General features: G+C 73.5%; 13 protein-coding genes. 11 read left to right on the top strand and 2 right to left on the bottom strand.

Translation table 11 applies throughout. The annotated features are described in order from the left end of the window. Nucleotides 1–47: 47 nt before the first annotated feature. The gene (locus Aph01nite_RS09510; protein ID WP_204040408.1) at nt 48–1,292 is read right to left on the bottom strand and encodes an MFS transporter; all 1,245 of its coding nucleotides are present in this window, start codon (nt 1,290–1,292) and stop codon (nt 48–50) included. A gap of 114 nt (nt 1,293–1,406) precedes the next feature. Here Aph01nite_RS09510 and Aph01nite_RS09505 point away from each other — a divergent pair, with 114 nt between their 5' ends. The 11 genes from Aph01nite_RS09505 to Aph01nite_RS09455 all read left to right on the top strand — a co-directional run bounded on the left by Aph01nite_RS09505 (nt 1,407) and on the right by Aph01nite_RS09455 (nt 14,994). Next, complete coding sequence (locus Aph01nite_RS09505) at nt 1,407–3,143, top strand: ABC transporter ATP-binding protein/permease (protein ID WP_204040407.1); 1,737 nt, start codon at nt 1,407–1,409, stop codon at nt 3,141–3,143. Continuing rightward, on the top strand, nt 3,140–4,963 hold the full coding sequence (locus Aph01nite_RS09500) for an ABC transporter ATP-binding protein (protein WP_204040406.1): 1,824 nt from the start codon (nt 3,140–3,142) through the stop codon (nt 4,961–4,963). Before Aph01nite_RS09505 ends, Aph01nite_RS09500 begins: the two co-directional genes overlap by 4 nt. A gap of 177 nt (nt 4,964–5,140) precedes the next feature. Beyond that, nucleotides 5,141–5,878 carry a hypothetical protein gene (locus tag Aph01nite_RS09495; protein ID WP_204040405.1) on the top strand — a complete coding sequence of 246 codons (738 nt, stop codon included), beginning with the start codon at nt 5,141–5,143 and terminating at the stop codon, nt 5,876–5,878. A 2-nt stretch (nt 5,879–5,880) separates the two neighbouring features. Beyond that, complete coding sequence (locus Aph01nite_RS09490) at nt 5,881–7,227, top strand: CocE/NonD family hydrolase (protein ID WP_239161530.1); 1,347 nt, start codon at nt 5,881–5,883, stop codon at nt 7,225–7,227. After that, nucleotides 7,224–8,624: a YcaO-like family protein gene (locus tag Aph01nite_RS09485; protein WP_204040403.1), complete on the top strand. Its 1,401-nt coding sequence runs from the start codon at nt 7,224–7,226 to the stop codon at nt 8,622–8,624. The genes Aph01nite_RS09490 and Aph01nite_RS09485 overlap by 4 nt, the downstream gene beginning before the upstream one ends. 8 nt (nt 8,625–8,632) lie before the next feature. Next, complete coding sequence (locus Aph01nite_RS09480; protein ID WP_204040402.1) at nt 8,633–9,883, top strand: YcaO-like family protein; 1,251 nt, start codon at nt 8,633–8,635, stop codon at nt 9,881–9,883. Next, nucleotides 9,876–11,126 (top strand): YcaO-like family protein, encoded by a 1,251-nt coding sequence (locus tag Aph01nite_RS09475; protein ID WP_204040401.1) that lies wholly within the window; start codon nt 9,876–9,878, stop codon nt 11,124–11,126. The genes Aph01nite_RS09480 and Aph01nite_RS09475 overlap by 8 nt, the downstream gene beginning before the upstream one ends. Further along, nucleotides 11,119–12,171, top strand: a complete 1,053-nt coding sequence (locus tag Aph01nite_RS09470) for a TfuA-like protein (RefSeq protein WP_204040400.1) — start codon at nt 11,119–11,121, stop codon at nt 12,169–12,171. The genes Aph01nite_RS09475 and Aph01nite_RS09470 overlap by 8 nt, the downstream gene beginning before the upstream one ends. Beyond that, nucleotides 12,168–13,133, top strand: a complete 966-nt coding sequence (locus Aph01nite_RS09465) for an ABC transporter substrate-binding protein (protein WP_204040399.1) — start codon at nt 12,168–12,170, stop codon at nt 13,131–13,133. Before Aph01nite_RS09470 ends, Aph01nite_RS09465 begins: the two co-directional genes overlap by 4 nt. Beyond that, on the top strand, nt 13,130–14,176 hold the full coding sequence (locus Aph01nite_RS09460; RefSeq protein ID WP_204040398.1) for a FecCD family ABC transporter permease: 1,047 nt from the start codon (nt 13,130–13,132) through the stop codon (nt 14,174–14,176). Before Aph01nite_RS09465 ends, Aph01nite_RS09460 begins: the two co-directional genes overlap by 4 nt. Continuing rightward, nucleotides 14,173–14,994 (top strand): ABC transporter ATP-binding protein, encoded by an 822-nt coding sequence (locus Aph01nite_RS09455; protein ID WP_204040397.1) that lies wholly within the window; start codon nt 14,173–14,175, stop codon nt 14,992–14,994. Before Aph01nite_RS09460 ends, Aph01nite_RS09455 begins: the two co-directional genes overlap by 4 nt. Here the strand turns inward: Aph01nite_RS09455 and Aph01nite_RS09450 are convergent. Next, nucleotides 14,928–15,605, bottom strand: a complete 678-nt coding sequence (locus tag Aph01nite_RS09450) for a hypothetical protein (RefSeq protein ID WP_204040396.1) — start codon at nt 15,603–15,605, stop codon at nt 14,928–14,930. The genes Aph01nite_RS09455 and Aph01nite_RS09450 overlap by 67 nt on opposite strands. Nucleotides 15,606–15,801: the final 196 nt, after the last annotated feature.

The following is a 15,801-nucleotide window of genomic DNA, read 5'->3' as shown; positions in this document are numbered from 1 at the left end:
TCGAGGTCGAGGCGGTCTACGGGGTGTGCGCCGGCTGCCCGGAAGGGCTAGCGGTACAGGAGACCGGCTCGGAGCGCCACGAGCCAGGCCGCCCCCGGAAGCGCCATGCACGCACCCAGCACGGGCATCAACGCCGACGGTCCCAGCATGTCGAGGAGGGCCCCGGAGACGACGGCGGAGACACCCAGTGAGGCCGTCGCGGTCGCGCTCCACAACGAGACCACCCGGCCGCGTAACTCGTTCGGGGAGTGGCCGAGCAGGATCGCCATCGACACGGGTCCGTAGACGACGTCCACGCAGGCGGCGGCTCCCCAGAGCACGAGCGCCCAGAGCGCGCTGGACGGCAGGCCCAGCGCGGCGGTGATCAGCCCCTCCCCGAGGCAGGACAGTCCGAGCGCGACCAGTCGCCGTTCCTCGGGCAGCCGCTTCAGCCGGGGCGCGGCGGCGAACAGCACGATCGCCCCGGCCAGGCCCTGCACCGCGTAGAACCAGCCCGTGCCGCCGTCGCCGAGGTCGTACACCTGCACAGCCAGGGCCGTCATGGCCGTGATCGAGCCGCCCAGGCCCAGGCAGAACACCGCCTCCAGGATGAGCAGAGCCGAGACGAGCCGGCTGCGCCGGACCGCGCCCAAGCCTTCACGGAAGGCCCGCAGGCCGCGCGGCGCGTCCGGCCGGGTGTCGCCACGCCGGTCCCCGCGCCGCACCTTGGCGGTGAAGAACAACGACACCAGGAACGACACCGCGTTGACCACGAACGCCCAGCGCCAGCCGGCCAGCGTGACGGCGGCGGCGCCGGCCAGCCCGCCGACGGCCTGGAACAGCAGGCCGTTGACCTGGACCGCCGCCGCGTAGAGAACGTTCTCCTCCGGGCGGACCAGCGATGGCATCCAGGCATTGCGCGCTGCCTGGAAGACGAAGCCCACGGCGGCCGAGGCGAAGGTCAGCGGGTAGGCGAGCCAGACCGTGCCGGGGCTGTCGGCCAGCAGGAAGGCCAGCGCCAGCGCCGCGAGCACTCCGTCGCCGACGAGCATGATCGTTCTACGGTCGAGCCGGTCGGCCAGCACGCCGCCCCAGGTTCCGAACAGGATGCCGGGCAGATAGCGCATGGCCAGTGAGGTTCCCGCCGCCACGGCCGCGCCGGTGTGTTCGTAGAGCATGGCGAAAACCGCGACGGCGGTGAACCAGCCGCCGCAGACACTGACCAGGTTGCCCAGCCACAGCAGCCGGAAGTCCCGGTTTTCGGCCAGCAGCGAACCCAGCCCGGTGGCACTTTGCTCCCTGATGTCGGTCACGCCAGGAACGTACCGTCTGAAGAAAATGAAAACCATCCCCAATGATGTGTTGACAATGAAAATCATTCTCGCCTAGCGTCTCTCCCGGCTCACCCGTCGGGAAGGAGGCGAAACGTGCTGGTTCAGCGGCGAATGCTGGGGTTGGCACGTGGCGCCGTCGGCCCCATGGCGATGACCGCCCTGCTTTCGCTCTCAGCATCGGCGGCGGGGGCGGGGCAGGCGGTCGCGCTCGTCGAGACGGTCCGGCGCGCCCTCATCTCCGGCGCGCCGGATCCGGCCGGTATCGGTGGGCCGCTGGCGGTGACGGGGCTCCTCGTCGTGCTGCGCAGCCTGCTGTTATGGGGCCGCGATCAGTCGGCGAACTGGACGGCGTCCCTCGTCCAGGCATGGTTACGGGCGCGACTGGCCGAGCGGCTGCTCGACCTGGGACCCGGTTACACCGTCACCCGCCCGGCCGGGACGCTGCGCACCACGATCGCCGACGGCGTGGAGGCGATCCGGGCCTACGTGGGCTTCTACCTGCCGCAGGTCGTCGTGAGCGTGGGCGGTCCGTTGGTGATCGTCGCGATTCTGACCTGGCAGGATCCGGTAGCAGGGGCGCTCGCTGGGGTCTGCGTGGTGCTGGTGCCCGCGTCCCGGCCGCTCTGGCGGCGGATCATGGGGACGCGGTCGCAGCGCCACTGGATCGCGTACGAGAACTTCTCCGCCCGGGTGCTGGACGCCCTCCAGGGCATGACCACGTTGAAGGCGCTGGGCGCGACCGGCCTCTACGGCAACCGGCTCCGGCGCGACGCCCTCGCGCTCTACCGCGCCACCATGGGCGACCTCGCCGCCTCCAGTTCCGTCTACGTCATCAGCGCGTTCCTCATGACGGCGGGCACCAGCCTGGCGGTGGTGGTCGCCGCGATCCGCTACTCCACCGGTCACCTCGACGCGGCCGGGCTGCTGCTCATCGCCTGGCTCACCGCCGAGGCATTCCGCCCGCTCCTGGAACTGCAGAATTACTGGCACGAGGGCTTTCACGGCCTGGCCGCCGGCAAGGGCGTCTTCGCCCTGCTGGACGCCGAGCCGCCCGCGCCGGCCGCGCCCACGACGGGCGAACCGGTGACCCGGCCACCCCGCCTGGCCCTGCGCGAGGTCACCTTCACCTATCCGGGCGCCGCCCGGCCCGCCCTGCGCGACGTCAGCCTGGTCGTCGAACCCGGGACGACGCTGGCGATCTCCGGGCGGTCGGGATCGGGCAAGTCGACTCTGGTCAACCTGCTCCAGCGCTACTTCGACCCCGCGACCGGCCGGATCCTCGCCGACGGCACCGACCTTCGTGACCTGGACCGCGACGCGGTCCGCGCGATGACCGCCGTGGTCAGCCAGGACACCTACCTCTTCCACGGCACGATCGCCGAGAACCTGCGCCTGGCGCGGCCGGACGCCGACCTCGCCACCCTCAGGCAGGCCGCCCGCCGCGCCAGGATCTTCGACTTCGTCGACGCACTGCCGGACGGCTTCGACACGGTCGTCGGCGAACGCGGAGCGCGCCTGTCGGGCGGGGAACGGCAGCGGATCGCCATCGCGCGGGCCCTGCTGAAGGACGCGCCGGTGCTCATCCTCGACGAGGCCACCTCGGCCGTCGACGGGGAGACCGAGGCGGCCCTGCGCGAGGCGCTCGCCGAACTGCGCGCCGGCCGCACCACGATCATGATCGCGCACCGCCTGTCCAGCCTGATCGACGCCGACACGGTGGCCGTCCTCGACGACGGCGAACTGATCGAGTACGGCAGCCCCGCCGACCTCGCCGCCCAGTCCGGAGCCTGGTCCGAGCTGGTGGCGGCCCAGAACGGAGGTGCGCCATGACGTCCGCGTCCGAGGCCGTCGCAGCCTGGGAGCACGGCCGGCCCGCCTCGATTCGGGGCGGGGGCACGAGGGGACTGCTGCACGTGCTGGCCGGGCACCTGCGCCCGTTCGGGATCTCGGTGCTGTTCGCGGTCGTCAACCAGGCGGCCGGAATGGCGGCGGTCGTGCTCGCCGCCGCCGCCGTCGGCCAGGCGCTCTCCGGGTCGGCCGGACTGTGGCCCATGTTCTGGTGGACCCTCGGTCTCACGGCCCTGCGCGCGGTGGCCAACTGGGTCGAGTCGTGGATCTCCCACGAGCTGTCCTTCCGCATTCTCGCCCAGGTGCGTCAGTGGCTCTACCAGGCCTTCGCCCGGATCGCCCCCGGTGGACTGGTCCGCAGGCGCGGCGGCGACCTCGTCGTCCGCGCGCTGCGGGACAGCGAGAGCCTGGAGATCTTCTACGCGCACACCTCGATCTACATCGCGGCCGCGCTGCTGGTCACCCCCGGGGCGGTCGTGGCGATGGCGGTGACCGGCGGCGGCTGGGCGGCCGCCGCGCTGGCGCCCTGGCTGGTGGCCTCGCTCGCGCTGCCCCTGGGGCTGCGCCGCGCGGGCCTGCGCCACGGCGGCGACCTCACCCGCGCGCTCACCGAGATGAACGTGGAAGTCACCGACCTGGTCCAGGGCCTGCGGGAGGTCATCTCCTTCGGCCGCGGCCCCGACCGGCTCGACCGGCTGCGGGAGGCCGACCGGCGCCTGGCGTCGGCGCAGCGCAGGCAGACCCTCCGCGCCGGGCTGGAGACGGTCACGGGTGGGATCGCGATCGGCGGCGCGACCCTGAGCGTCCTGGTGGCCGGGCTGAACACCGGGCCGGCCACGCCCGCCCTGCTGGCCTCGGTTGCGCTCGCGGGTGCCGCGTTCACCCCGATCACGATGCTGCTCAACGTCACCCGGGTGTGGGGGATCACCGCCTCCTCCGCCGACCGGGTCTTCGACCTCCTGGAGGAGCCCGCCGCCGTCGCCGACACCGGCGACGGCGCGCTCCCCGACCTGACCGAAGCCCCCGAGGTCGAGTTCGACCGGATCGTCTTCGGCTACGACGAAACACGTCCGGTGCTGCACGGCGTCTCGCTGACCATTCCCGCCGGGACCACACTCGCCCTGGCGGGGGCCACCGGCGCGGGCAAGTCGACCCTGGCCCACCTGCTGCTGCGCCACTTCGACCCGGCGTCCGGCGCCGTCCGGATCGGCGGGACCGACGTGCGGGACCTGCCGGTCGACGACCTGTCCCGGCTGGTCTGCCACGTGCCGCAGGAGGCGTTCCTCTTCCACGAGAGCCTGCGCGCCAACCTGGAGCTGGCCCGTCCCGAGGCGACCGCCGAGCAGATCACGCGGGCCTGCGACGACGCCCAGGTCACCCCGTTCCTGGACAAGCTGCCCGGCGGCCTCGACACCGTGGCCGGCGAACGGGGAGCCGCCCTGTCGGGCGGGGAACGGCAGCGGGTCGCCATCGCCAGGGCGCTGCTGCGCGACTGCCCGGTGCTGGTGCTGGACGAGTCCTCCAGCCAGCTCGACGCCCTGTCGGAGCGCGAGATGCGGGCGGCGCTCGACCGGGTCAGGCACGGGCGCACCACCCTGGTCATCGCCCACCGGCTCTCCACACTCCGGCACGCCGACCTGGTCGCCGTGCTCGACCACGGCCGCATCGCCGACCTCGGCGGACACGCCGAGCTCATGGAGCGGTGCGAGCCCTACCGGCGTCTCGTCCAGGCGCAGGCGGACGCCGCCGCGCTCCTGGGCGAGCGGCCCATCCCGCCGACGACGAAAGGAGGTGATTCGTGATGACCGTGAAGAAGCTGAAGGTCGCCCAGGTCAAGGCGAGCGTGCACTCGCACAACCACTCGACCGTGACCCGGTCCAGCGTGGCCTGGCGCTAGCCGGCCCTGAGCCCGGGCGGGGACGCGCGCGTATCGCGTCCCCGCCCGGGGTCCTCGCAGCGTAGAGCAGGAAGGAAGGCGCATGAACCCCACCAGCCGCTATGCCGGCGGGGTGTCGCTGGTCCCGGTGGAGGACGGCTGGCTGGTGCACACCCCCGGCGAGGACTTCCTCGTCGTGTCCGCCCCCGAGGGCGACCGCCCCGACCGTCCTCCGCTCGACGACCCCGGCTTGATGGAGGCCTTCGCCGAAGAGGGCGTACTGGAGCCGGTACCGGTCCGGCGGCAGGGCACGGTGGCCCTGACGGGCGAGGGGCCGCTGTTCGAAGCGGTCGGCCTCCTGCTCGGACAAACCGGCTTGATCATCGACGACGAGGACGCCGCCGTGCGGATCGCCGTCTCCCCGTGGCTTCGCGACGGCTGGTTCCGGCGGCTCGACGCCGAGGCCAGGGACGCCGGAACCGCGCTCCACCTCGGTTTCGCCGAAGGCCGGCGCTGGTACGCCGGCCCCTTCTGGACAGGCCCCGCGACCGCGTCCTACGAAGATCTGCGGGTACGGCGGCTGGCCGCGTCGCCGTGGCCGGAGGAACTGGCCGCTTACTGGGCGTGGCTCGACTCCGGCGGCGCTCCGGAGACCGGCCCGGAACACGGGGTGGGGGCGCACGTCGCCGCCGCCCTGATCGTCTCGGACGTACGGGCGTACCTCCACGGCGGGCAGGCCCCGGGAACGGGCGTCCAGGCGGGCTTCGACCCGGGGACCGGGCTGCTGCGGCGGCATCTCGTGCTGCCCGTGCCCGGCGGGCTCATGGTGGAGCAGCCGTGATCATGATCGACGTCCCGGTCGGCGGGCTCGTGGCCGACGTCTTCCTGCCGGACGAGGCGCCGGCGCCCGCCGTCGTGGTGCGCACCCCCTACGGGACGGCCGGATTGTGGCCCGAGGCCGCCGCGCTGATGGGCGCGGGCCTGGCCGTGGTGACGCAGGACCTGCGCGGGCGGTACCGCTCGACCGGCGAGTTCGAGGCCGGCGCCGACGAACTGGCAGACGGGCACACCCTCCTGGACTGGGTCGTCGCCCAGCCGTGGTCGGACGGCACCACCTACCTGTACGGCACGGCCTACGAGTCCTACGCCGCCTGGTGCGCCGTCGACCATCCGTCGGTACGGGGAGTCGCGAGCCGCCAGCCCTGGCCGCCGCTGGGCATGGCGGTCGACGAGGAGCTGTGGTGGCGCACCGAGATCGGCGGCGGACGCCACCTGCGCCCCGGGCTGTACGAGCTCGCCCTGGACGCGCCGGAGTGGCCGGTGCCGCTGGGCGCCTGGCCGCCCACGCCGAGCAGCTGGAAGCCGCAGGCCCGCAGGGTGCTGTCCCGCGTCCGCGCCGCGAAGCTGCCGACCCTGCACCTGGGAAGCTGGTACTGCGGTTCGGCGGCCACGACGCTGCGGCAGGCGAGCCTGGCCCGGCAGGCGACCGTGGTGATGGGTGGCTGGGCGTCCCCGCTGACCCACCGGCTCCGGCCGGAGTGCGCGATCGACGTCCCCGTCGCCCCTGACCCCGCCGACGTGGCGCTGTCCTGGCTCGCCGCGATCGCCTCCGGCGGCGAGCCGTCGGAGGCCCTGAACGACGACGCGTGGGGGACCTCCGCCTCGGGTCATCGCTGCCTGGTGCTGGGCGCCAACCGGTGGGAACCGAGGAATCCCCGGCCCTCCACGCGCTCGCCCCTGCGCACGCTGCCCATGGCCGGGGAGCCCGGGTCGATCAAACACGATCCGGCCGACCCCTACCCGTCGCTGGCGCACTCGGCCGACCTGTCGGTCATCGGGCCGCGCGCCGATGTCGTGCGCCTGAGCCTGACCGGCGGGGTCGCCTGGCACGGGGTGGCGCGGGTGCGCTGCCACGTCGAGGCCGATGGGAACGCCGAACTGGTGGCCACGCTCGTGCACGAGACCGCCGCGGGCGTGCGCACCCGGTTGAGCGACGGCACGGCGCCGGTCACCCCCGGCTGCGGGGTGGCGGAGATCCGCTGCGCGCCCGTGGCGGTCGACCTTCCGCCCGGCCACGTCTTGCACCTGGAGCTCACCGTCGGCAGGTATCCCCGGTACACCCCGCCGTCGACGCCGGTCACGGTGACCTTGTCCGCCGTCGAACCGCTGGTTCCGGGGAGCCGTCGATGACCCATCCGTCGACCCATCCGTTGCTGGATCCCCGCACCGGGATCATCACCCGCCTCGACCACGTGGCCGCCGAGCCGTGGTGGCCGTCCGGGCTGAACGTGTGCACGGCCGCGGTCTCGGCGATCTCGGCCCTCCTGCCCTGGCCGGCCGACCGGGTGGCGACCGGAACCGCGTTCCACGACCCCGATCGCGCCGTGCTGCGCGCGGCCGGTGAGGCGACCGAGCGGTACTGCGGCAACTTCGTCCCGGCGGGGTTGCGCCGGGCGACGTTCCGGGAACTGGCCGCCGCCGGAGAAAACGCTCTCGACCCGGCGACCCTCGCGCTGTACTCCGCGAGCCAGTACGCCGAGCCGGGATGTCCCTTCGTGCCCTTCACCGCCGACCTGCCGGTGCTCTGGATCCGGGGCACCACCCTGGACGGGCCCCCGGTGTGGGTGCCCGCGTCCCTCGTCTTCGTCAACTACCTCGTGCCGCCGCGCGAAGCCGAGCCCGCCACGAACTACGCGATGCTGGCCGGTCTGGCGGCCGGCCCCGACCTGCGCTTCGCGCTGACCTCGGGGCTGGAGGAGATCATCGAGAGGGACGCCACCGTCATCTGGTGGGCGAACCGGCTCCCGGCGGCCCCGGTGGACCTGGCCGACGCCCGGCTCGCCCACCTGCTGCGTCCCGCCGCCGACCTCGGCCCCGGCTGGGGGCGTCCGCACGGCGCCACCGGGGACCTGCGCTACCGCGTGGTGCGCATCCCCACGACGTTCGACGTCGCGGTGATCGGCGTCCTGCTCGACGATCCGGCGCTCGGCATCCACACCTTCGGCGTCGCCGCCCGGCCCGACCCGGTCAACGCGGTCGCCAAGGCGCTGGCCGAGGCGGTGACCCTGCGCATCTACTCCCTCGGCCTGCTGGAACCGGGCGGCGCGATCTACCAGGCCGTCGAGGACGGCGTGCTCAGCCAGGACATGCTCAAGCCGCACCGGCCCGACCGCGCCTACGCCCAGTCCTACCGCGGCGACTTCCGCGATGTGGTCGACCTGTCGTGCCACAGCCAGATCTGGCTCGACCCGGCGATGGCCAAAGAACTGGCGCCCATCACCGGCGAGACCGATCCGGTGCGCCTCGACGACCTTCCGGTGATCACCGGCGACGTCCGCCAGGCCTACCTGGACCGGGTCCGGGCGCTCGGACTCGACGCCCACGCCGTCGACCTGACCACCGCCGACGTGGCCGCGACCGGCGCCCGGGTGGTCCGGGTGGTCGTGCCCGGCGCCTACTCCAATCCGCCCGCCGCCTTCCCCTTCCTCGGCGGCGACCGGCTCTACACCGATCCGGTACGCCTCGGGCTGCGCGCCGTCCCGCTCGCGGAGGCCGACGTCAACCTCGTCCCGCTCCCGCACACCTGAGAGATCCGATGGACGTCCTGCTCGACCCCCGTACCGGGCTGGTCACCCGGCTGGTGGCGCGGCGCAGCCACGCCGTGCTCCACACCGTCACCGCCGAACTCGCCGCCACCGGCCGGTTCGCCCACACCCTCGGCAACCCGCTCGCCGGCGGCGCCTCCTTCACCGACCCCGGGCGCGCCCGGCGCAGGGCGCTGGGCGAGGCCGCCGAGCGGTACGCCGGTCACCTGGTCCCGCACGCCCGGCTCCGGCACGCGACCTGGCACGACCTCACCGACGCCGGGGAGGCCGCCGTCGACCCCGACCGGCTGGCCCTCTACTCCCCGGCCCAGCACGCGCGGCCCGGCTTCCCGTTCGCGGGCCTGCGCCGCGACGATTCGCTGGCCTGGGTGATCGGCCAGGCTGACGGCGGACGCCCGGTGTGGGTGCCCGCTTCGCTGGTCTGGCTGGCCCCCGGCGAGCACACGCTGGTCCGGGGCCGCCCGGCCCACCTGCCGATCGCCGCGGGCATCGCCGCCGGCCCCACCCTGGAGGCGGCCAGGCGATCGGCCCTCGCCGAGGTCCTGGAACGGCACGCCCTGGCCACCGCCTGGCACGGCGGAGCCGCCTTCCCCTCGATGGAGGGTCCGGCGCTGCCCGTTCCGGCCGGGGCGGCGCTCGCGTGGCATGCCGTCCCCAACGCGCTGGGCGTCCCGGTGGTGCTGTGCGCGGCGACGACGCCCGGCGGCTTGCTGGGCGTCGGCTGCGCGGCCATGTCGATTGAGCCGGCCAAGTCGGATGGATCGGTCGGATCGGTTGCCTCCCTCGAATCGGCCGGGGCGGCACGATCGGCCGCCGCCGAGGCGCTGCGCTCGCTGGACGCCCTCGCCGAGGTCGCCGGCGGCGTCCCCGAGTGGGAGCGCCCGGCTGGCCCGCTGATGCCGCACCGGGAGGACCGGCGGTATCTCGACTCCTACGCCCCCGACCTGAGTGATGCCACCGACCTGCTGTGCACGCTGCAACTCCTCGCCGACGGGCGCGTCGCCGCGGCCGTCCGGGATCGGCTCGGACGAGGCACCGCCGAGACCCCGTCCACCGCCCTCGACCTTGAGGTGATCACGGTCGACCTCACCACACCCGACCTGGCCGTCCTGGGGCTGCACGTCGCCCGGGTCGTGGTGCCCGGGCTGCGCTCCACCGGACCGGCCGCCTACCCCTTCCTGGGCGCGGGAGCCGAGCCGCTCCCCGGCCACGTGGAGAGATCGCCGGTGCCCCATGTCTAGCCCGTGGAACCTCGACCGGCCCGGCCGGAAGGCGGCCAGGACCGGCACCCACCGCGCCGCCACCCTGGCGGACACCTGGAACCGGCTCCGCCCGGCTCTCAAGGCCTGCGGGGTGACGCGGGTCTCCGACGTCACCGGGCTCGACCTCATCGGCATCCCGGTCGCCACCGCCTACCGGCCCAACGCCCGCAGCCTGTCGGTCAGCCAGGGCAAGGGTCTCAGCCGCGAGGCGAGCCGGGTGTCGGCGGCCATGGAGGCCGTCGAGCACGCGCACGCCGAGGTGATCGACCGCCCGCTGCGGCTGGCCCGGCCAGCGGAACTCGGCACCGGCGCGCTCGACCCCCGGCGCCTGCCCCGGACCGCCGACGGGGTGCTCGACGACGTCACTCCGCTGCTGTGGATCGACGGCGCCGACGTCCGGACCGGCGAGTCGAAGGCGGTGCCGTACGAGGCGGTGAGCCTGGACTTCACGCTGCCGCCCGCCCTGACGGGGCACGGGCTGTCGCGCGACAGCAACGGCCTGGCCGGCGGCAACAGCGCGCTGGAGGCGCTGGTCCACGGGCTGTGCGAACTGATCGAGCGGGACGCGGCGGCCCTGTGGGACCTGCGCGACGGCCTGGCCCAGGCCAAGGCCCGGATCGACGCCGCCACCCTGACCGGCCCCGAGACCGTCGGGCTGCTGGAACGCTACGACCGGGCCGGCGTCGAGGTGGCGCTGTTCGACATCACCTCCGACCTCGGCGTCCCGGCCGTCCTGTGTCACATCGTGGAGGCCGAACCGGACCCGTTCCGGCCGCTGCCCGCCGCGACCGGGCTGGGCTGCCATCCGTGCCCGCCCATCGCGGTCCAGCGGGCGCTGACCGAGGCGGCCCAGTCGCGGCTCATCACCATCTCGGGCGCCCGTGACGACGTCACCCGGGAACGCTACGCGCAGACCACCGACATCGGCGGCATCGAGGAATTCCGCGACGCGCTCCGCGAGAGCCTGCCCTACGCCCGGCCGTTCGAGGTGCCGGGCGCCGACCACGAACTGCTCGGCGACGACCTCGACTGGCTGCTCGATCGGCTGGCAGCGGCCGGGCTCGGCGACGTCACAGCGGTCGACCTGACCCGGCCGTCCCTGGGCATTCCGGTCGTCAAGGTACTGGTCCCAGGGCTGGAAGGGGCCGGGGCGCTGACCGGAGAACCGACCATCCCCGGGCCCAGAGCGCGCGCTTTCGAGGGGGAGTCCGACGATGCCTGAGATCGCCGTCTTCGCCGGCCCGACCGTTCCGGCCGCCGTCATCCGGGACCGCCTGCCGGGCCGCGACGTCGTGGTGCTGCCACCGGCGGGGCAGGGCGACGTGGCCGCGCTGGTCGCCGCCGCACGCCCCCGGGTGATCGCCATCATCGACGGAGCGTACGAGCGGATCCCCGCCGTGTGGCACAAGGAGATCCTCTGGGCGATGTCCGAGGGCGTCGCCGTCGCCGGGGCCGCCAGCATGGGCGCCCTGCGCGCCGCCGAACTCGCCCCGTACGGCATGACCGGCGTCGGCGAGATCTACGAGGCGATCGTCTCCGGCGTACTCACCGACGACGACGAGGTCGCGGTCGCCCATCTGGACGCCGAGGAGGGCTACCGCCCGGTCAACGAGGCGATGGTGTCCATCCGGGCCACGTTGCGCGCCGCCGTGGCCGATGGGGTGATCCCGGACGGGGAGGCGGCCGATCTGGTCGCCGCGGCGAAGGAGCTCCACTATCCCGACCGCCGCTGGCCCTCTCTGCTGGCCGGTCGTGCCGGCCCGCTGCGGGACTGGCTGCCCGCCGGGCGGCGCGACGTGAAACTCGCCGACGCCCTCACGCTGCTCGACCTGCTGGCCGCGGACGGGGTCCGGCCCGCCGAACGCGACTGGCACTTCGAACGGACCTCGCAGTGGCGGGCCGTGCGACCGGCCGGCCGGACCGCGCTCCCGCCCGCCGTCACCGAAGCCGTCCTGGACGGCCTGCGCGCCGAAGGCAGCTACGACGAGCTCGAACGCGCCGCCACCCTGCGCCTGGTGGCCGCCGCCACCGGGGCCCGCCCGCACGGCGACGCCCTCACCGAATGGATCGCCCTCGTGTCCGAACGCGTCCCGGCGGCCGACCTGGCCGACCTCGGCCCCGCCGGACTCGCCGCCTTCGCCGCCGACCAGGCCTGCCTGGTGGCCGCGACGACCGAGGTCGCCGGGGACGTGCCCACCGCGATCCTCGACACCCTGCGCGTCCGCGGCGAGTACGCCGCACGCATCGCCCCCAAGGAGAAACAGTGAAGAAACCCATAGTGTCGCTGGCCGTGATCGCCCTGCTGGCCGGCTGCGGCACGTCCGGCACCGAGGCGTCGGCCCCCGCCCCGGCCGCCACCGCGGCCGCGGCCGCTCCCGGTCCGGTCGAGGTGAGCAACTGCGGCACCGTCTACACCTACGCGCGGCCGCCGGAGCGCATCGTCACCTCCAGCACCGTCGCCACCGAGGTCGTGCTGGCCCTGGGCCTGAAGGACCGGATGGCCGGGACCGTCGCCGCCAACGACATCATGACGGAGTACGCCGCCGACCTGACCGGGATCAAGGTGATCTCCGAGTCGGCCTTCCCGCCGCCGTCCAAGGAGGTCGTCTACTCGGCCAACCCCGACCTGGTGGTGAGCGGTTACCCCGACGACTACGGCCCCAAGGCGATGGGCGACCGCGCCGTCCTCCAGAAGGAAGGCGTCAACAGCCACCTGCTGTCGGCGAGCTGCCCGGGTAACACCGCCAGCGTCGAGCAGACCTACGACGACCTCCGCGCGCTGGGCCGGGTCTTCGGCGTCCAGGACAAGGCCGAGCAGCTCGTCGGCGCGCTCAGGGCCGAGGTCGACGCCGTCACCCCCGTCACCCCCGCGCTGCGCGTCTTCGACTACGCCGGAGGCAAGGACAAGCCGCTGACCAGCGGCGCGAGCACCCTGGTGTACGACCTGGCCCGCCGGGCCGGCGGGGAGAACATCTTCCCCGAGACCAAGGAGTTCGGGCAGGTCTCCTGGGAGGAACTGGTCAAGCGCGACCCGCAGGTGATCATCGTCGAGGACCAGGCCTTCGAACCGGCCGACAAGTCCATCGAGTGGATGCGCTCCTACGCCCCGATCAAGGGCGTCACCGCCGTGAAGGAGAACCGGTTCGTCGTCATCCCCGTCAACGACCTGCAGCCCGGCCTGCGCAGCGGCCGCGCGCTCAAGGCGCTGGCCGAGGGCTTCGCCCCTTGACCGTACGCGTCGCCGCCCGGCGGGTCTCCACCGACCCGCCGGGCCGCCGGGTGACCCTGGCCGGCTCGGTGGCGCTGCTCGGCGTGGTGCTCGGAATCTCCCTGATCGCCGCCGTCGGGCTGGGGCCGGTCGACATCCCGTTCACGGACGTGTGGCGGATCGTCTTCGCCACCCGGGACGCGCCCACGGGGCCACTGGCCGTGATCGTGCGGGACATCCGGCTGCCCCGGGTCCTGCTCGGCGCGATCGTCGGCGCGGGCCTGGCCGTCACCGGCGCGGTGCTCCAGGGGGTTCTGCGCAACCCGCTGGCCGATCCCTATCTGATCGGGGCCAGTTCCGGGGCGTCTCTCGGTGCCGTACTGGCGCTGATGTCCGGTCTGTCGTGGCTGTTGCCGGTGGCGGCCTTCACCGGAGCGATGGTCACCTTCACGGTGGTGCTGCTGCTGGCGCGCAACGGTGGCCAGCTGGGAGTCACGCGGCTGATCCTTTCCGGCGTGGCGGTGGCCGCGCTGGCGGAGGCGGTGACCAACTTCATGGTGCTCAACTCACCTGACTCGCAACTGCGGTCGGCGCTGTTCTGGACTCTCGGCGGCCTGTCCGGCACCCAATGGGGCGATCTGGCCGTCCCGGCGATCGTGGTCGCGGTCTTCGTCGTGTGGTTCTGGCTGCGCTCGGCCGGGCTCAACGCCCTCGTGCTGGGTGAGGAGGGAGCCACGAGCCTCGGCGTCGAGGTGAACCGGCTGCGCATGCGACTGGTCATCGGTTCGGCGATCACGGTCGGCGCTGTCGTCTCGGTCAGCGGCGGAATCGGCTTCGTGGCGCTGATGGTCCCGCACGCCGTCCGCATGATCGTCGGCGGCGACAACCGGTGGGTGGTGCCGTTGAGCGCGCTGGCCGGCGCCCTGCTGATGGTGTGGGTCGACGTGGGGGCACGCCTGCTCAACCAGCCCGACGAGATCCCGATCGGCGTCATCACCGCGATGCTGGGAGCGCCGTTCTTCCTGGTGCTGCTGGCCCGCGCCAACCGGAGGGCGATGTCATGAGCCTGTCCCTGGACATCGAGGACGTCTCCTGGGCGCCGGTGCTCCACGACATCACGCTGTCGGCGGCGCCGGGGGAGATCCTGGGGCTGATCGGCCCCAACGGCGGCGGCAAGTCGAGCCTGCTGCGCTGTGTCTACCGGCGGCAGCGCCCCGACCGGGGCCGGATCACGGTGGACGGGCTGGACGTCTGGACCGCCGGGGCCGGCGAGGTCGCGCGCCGGGTGGCCGTCGTCACCCAGGAGCCGCCCGCCGACCTGGAGAACAGCGTCGAGCAGGTCGTCGCGCTGGGGCGAGTTCCGTACCTGGGCAGCCTGGGACGGCTCACGATCGCCGAGCACGACCTGATCGAGGACGCCATGGAGCGCTGCGCGGTGCGCGCCCTGGCCCGCCGGCCCTACGCCCAGTTGTCCGGCGGCGAACGCCAGCGGGTGCACCTGGCCAGGGCGCTGGTCCAGCAGCCCGGCCTGCTGCTGCTCGACGAGCCCACCAACCATCTGGACCTGCGGCACCAGGTGGAGCTGCTGCGGCTGATCCGATCCCTGGGCGTCACCGTCGTCGCCGCGCTGCACGACCTCCAGCTCGCCGGCGCCGCCTGCGACCGGCTGGCGGTGCTGAGCGGAGGCCGCCTGGTCGCCGACGGCCCGCCCGCGAAGGTGGTCACCACCGAACTTCTCACCGACGTGTACGGCGTGGACGCGGAAGTCACCCACGGTTCGGACGGGCTGCCGAGGATCAACCTGCCACTGGCCCGTCAGTCCGTCCCCTCGGGCAGGGTGTCGGCCATCATGGCGCCGTCACCCGGCAGGCCCGTCAGGTAGACGTGCTGGTGGCCGTTGCCGGCGTCGACGTTGATCTGGTCGAGCTGGGTCGCCGCGACCGACCAGGCCATGACGGAGGCCGACCGCTGCCGGGCGGCCAGATCGAGACACCTCTGCCGCACGTCGGTGGACAGCTCCTGGCAGGAGACGTACGCGTCGAGCGCGATCGACATCGTGTTCACGGCGTTGCGGAACCCACCCCGGGCGACGTTGGTCGCTGTCGTCCCGGACGGGGTCTCCGCATGCCGGTCAACGGCCTGCTTGATCAGTCGCTGCCACTCGGCGACCTCCCCGTCGGCGGGCGGCTGGGCGGCCAGCGCACCGCCGGGCGGAAGCGCCTTGGCCAGTCCCGCCAGCACCTTCTCCAGATCGGCGGCCGTCGTGCGGGCGGTGGACGTCAGCTCGGTGATCTGCCGCACGTCCCGCTTCGCCTCCGCCACGCGCATCTCGGCGATCGCGTTCTCGGTGGCGTCCGGGGCGCCGAACAGGTAGCCCAGGGAGCCCGCCACCAGCACGGCCACCGCCAGCCCTATCGCGGATCGCAGACGGTTCTGGCGGGGCGTGTCCCGGACAGGTGACGGGCGGGGTGATCTGGCGGTCTTGGAGGACATGCGGGAATCTCCGATCGCCCGTGATATGACATGGTCGACTTCTCGCGCGACCGTACAGTCTTGGGTGATTCGCGTCCATAGTGATCCTTCAGGCGATTCTTTGGGTCGAGCTGCGGTCCGCGGCGCCTTCTGCTGCTGACCTGTAAGCCCTGATCGGCGCGGTTCTCCGTGGAACGCGGGTAGCGACCCCGTACAG

It is taken from the genome of Acrocarpospora phusangensis, assembly GCF_016862995.1.
In the GTDB taxonomy this organism is placed as follows: Bacteria; Actinomycetota; Actinomycetes; order Streptosporangiales; family Streptosporangiaceae; genus Acrocarpospora; species Acrocarpospora phusangensis.
This window is presented reverse-complemented; position numbering and strand designations above follow the sequence as displayed.

Bases quoted from the DNA above. Each gene is read 5' to 3' on its own strand.
- Aph01nite_RS09500 (WP_204040406.1), top strand. From the start codon at position 3,140: ATGACGTCCGCGTCCGAGGCCGTCGCAGCCTGGGAGCACGGCCGGCCC.
- Aph01nite_RS09495 (WP_204040405.1), top strand. From the start codon at position 5,141: ATGAACCCCACCAGCCGCTATGCCGGCGGGGTGTCGCTGGTCCCGGTG.
- Aph01nite_RS09490 (WP_239161530.1), top strand. From the start codon at position 5,881: ATGATCGACGTCCCGGTCGGCGGGCTCGTGGCCGACGTCTTCCTGCCG.
- Aph01nite_RS09485 (WP_204040403.1), top strand. From the start codon at position 7,224: ATGACCCATCCGTCGACCCATCCGTTGCTGGATCCCCGCACCGGGATC.
- Aph01nite_RS09480 (WP_204040402.1), top strand. From the start codon at position 8,633: ATGGACGTCCTGCTCGACCCCCGTACCGGGCTGGTCACCCGGCTGGTG.
- Aph01nite_RS09475 (WP_204040401.1), top strand. From the start codon at position 9,876: ATGTCTAGCCCGTGGAACCTCGACCGGCCCGGCCGGAAGGCGGCCAGG.
- Aph01nite_RS09470 (WP_204040400.1), top strand. From the start codon at position 11,119: ATGCCTGAGATCGCCGTCTTCGCCGGCCCGACCGTTCCGGCCGCCGTC.
- Aph01nite_RS09455 (WP_204040397.1), top strand. From the start codon at position 14,173: ATGAGCCTGTCCCTGGACATCGAGGACGTCTCCTGGGCGCCGGTGCTC.
- Aph01nite_RS09450 (WP_204040396.1), bottom strand. From the start codon at position 15,605: ATGTCCTCCAAGACCGCCAGATCACCCCGCCCGTCACCTGTCCGGGAC.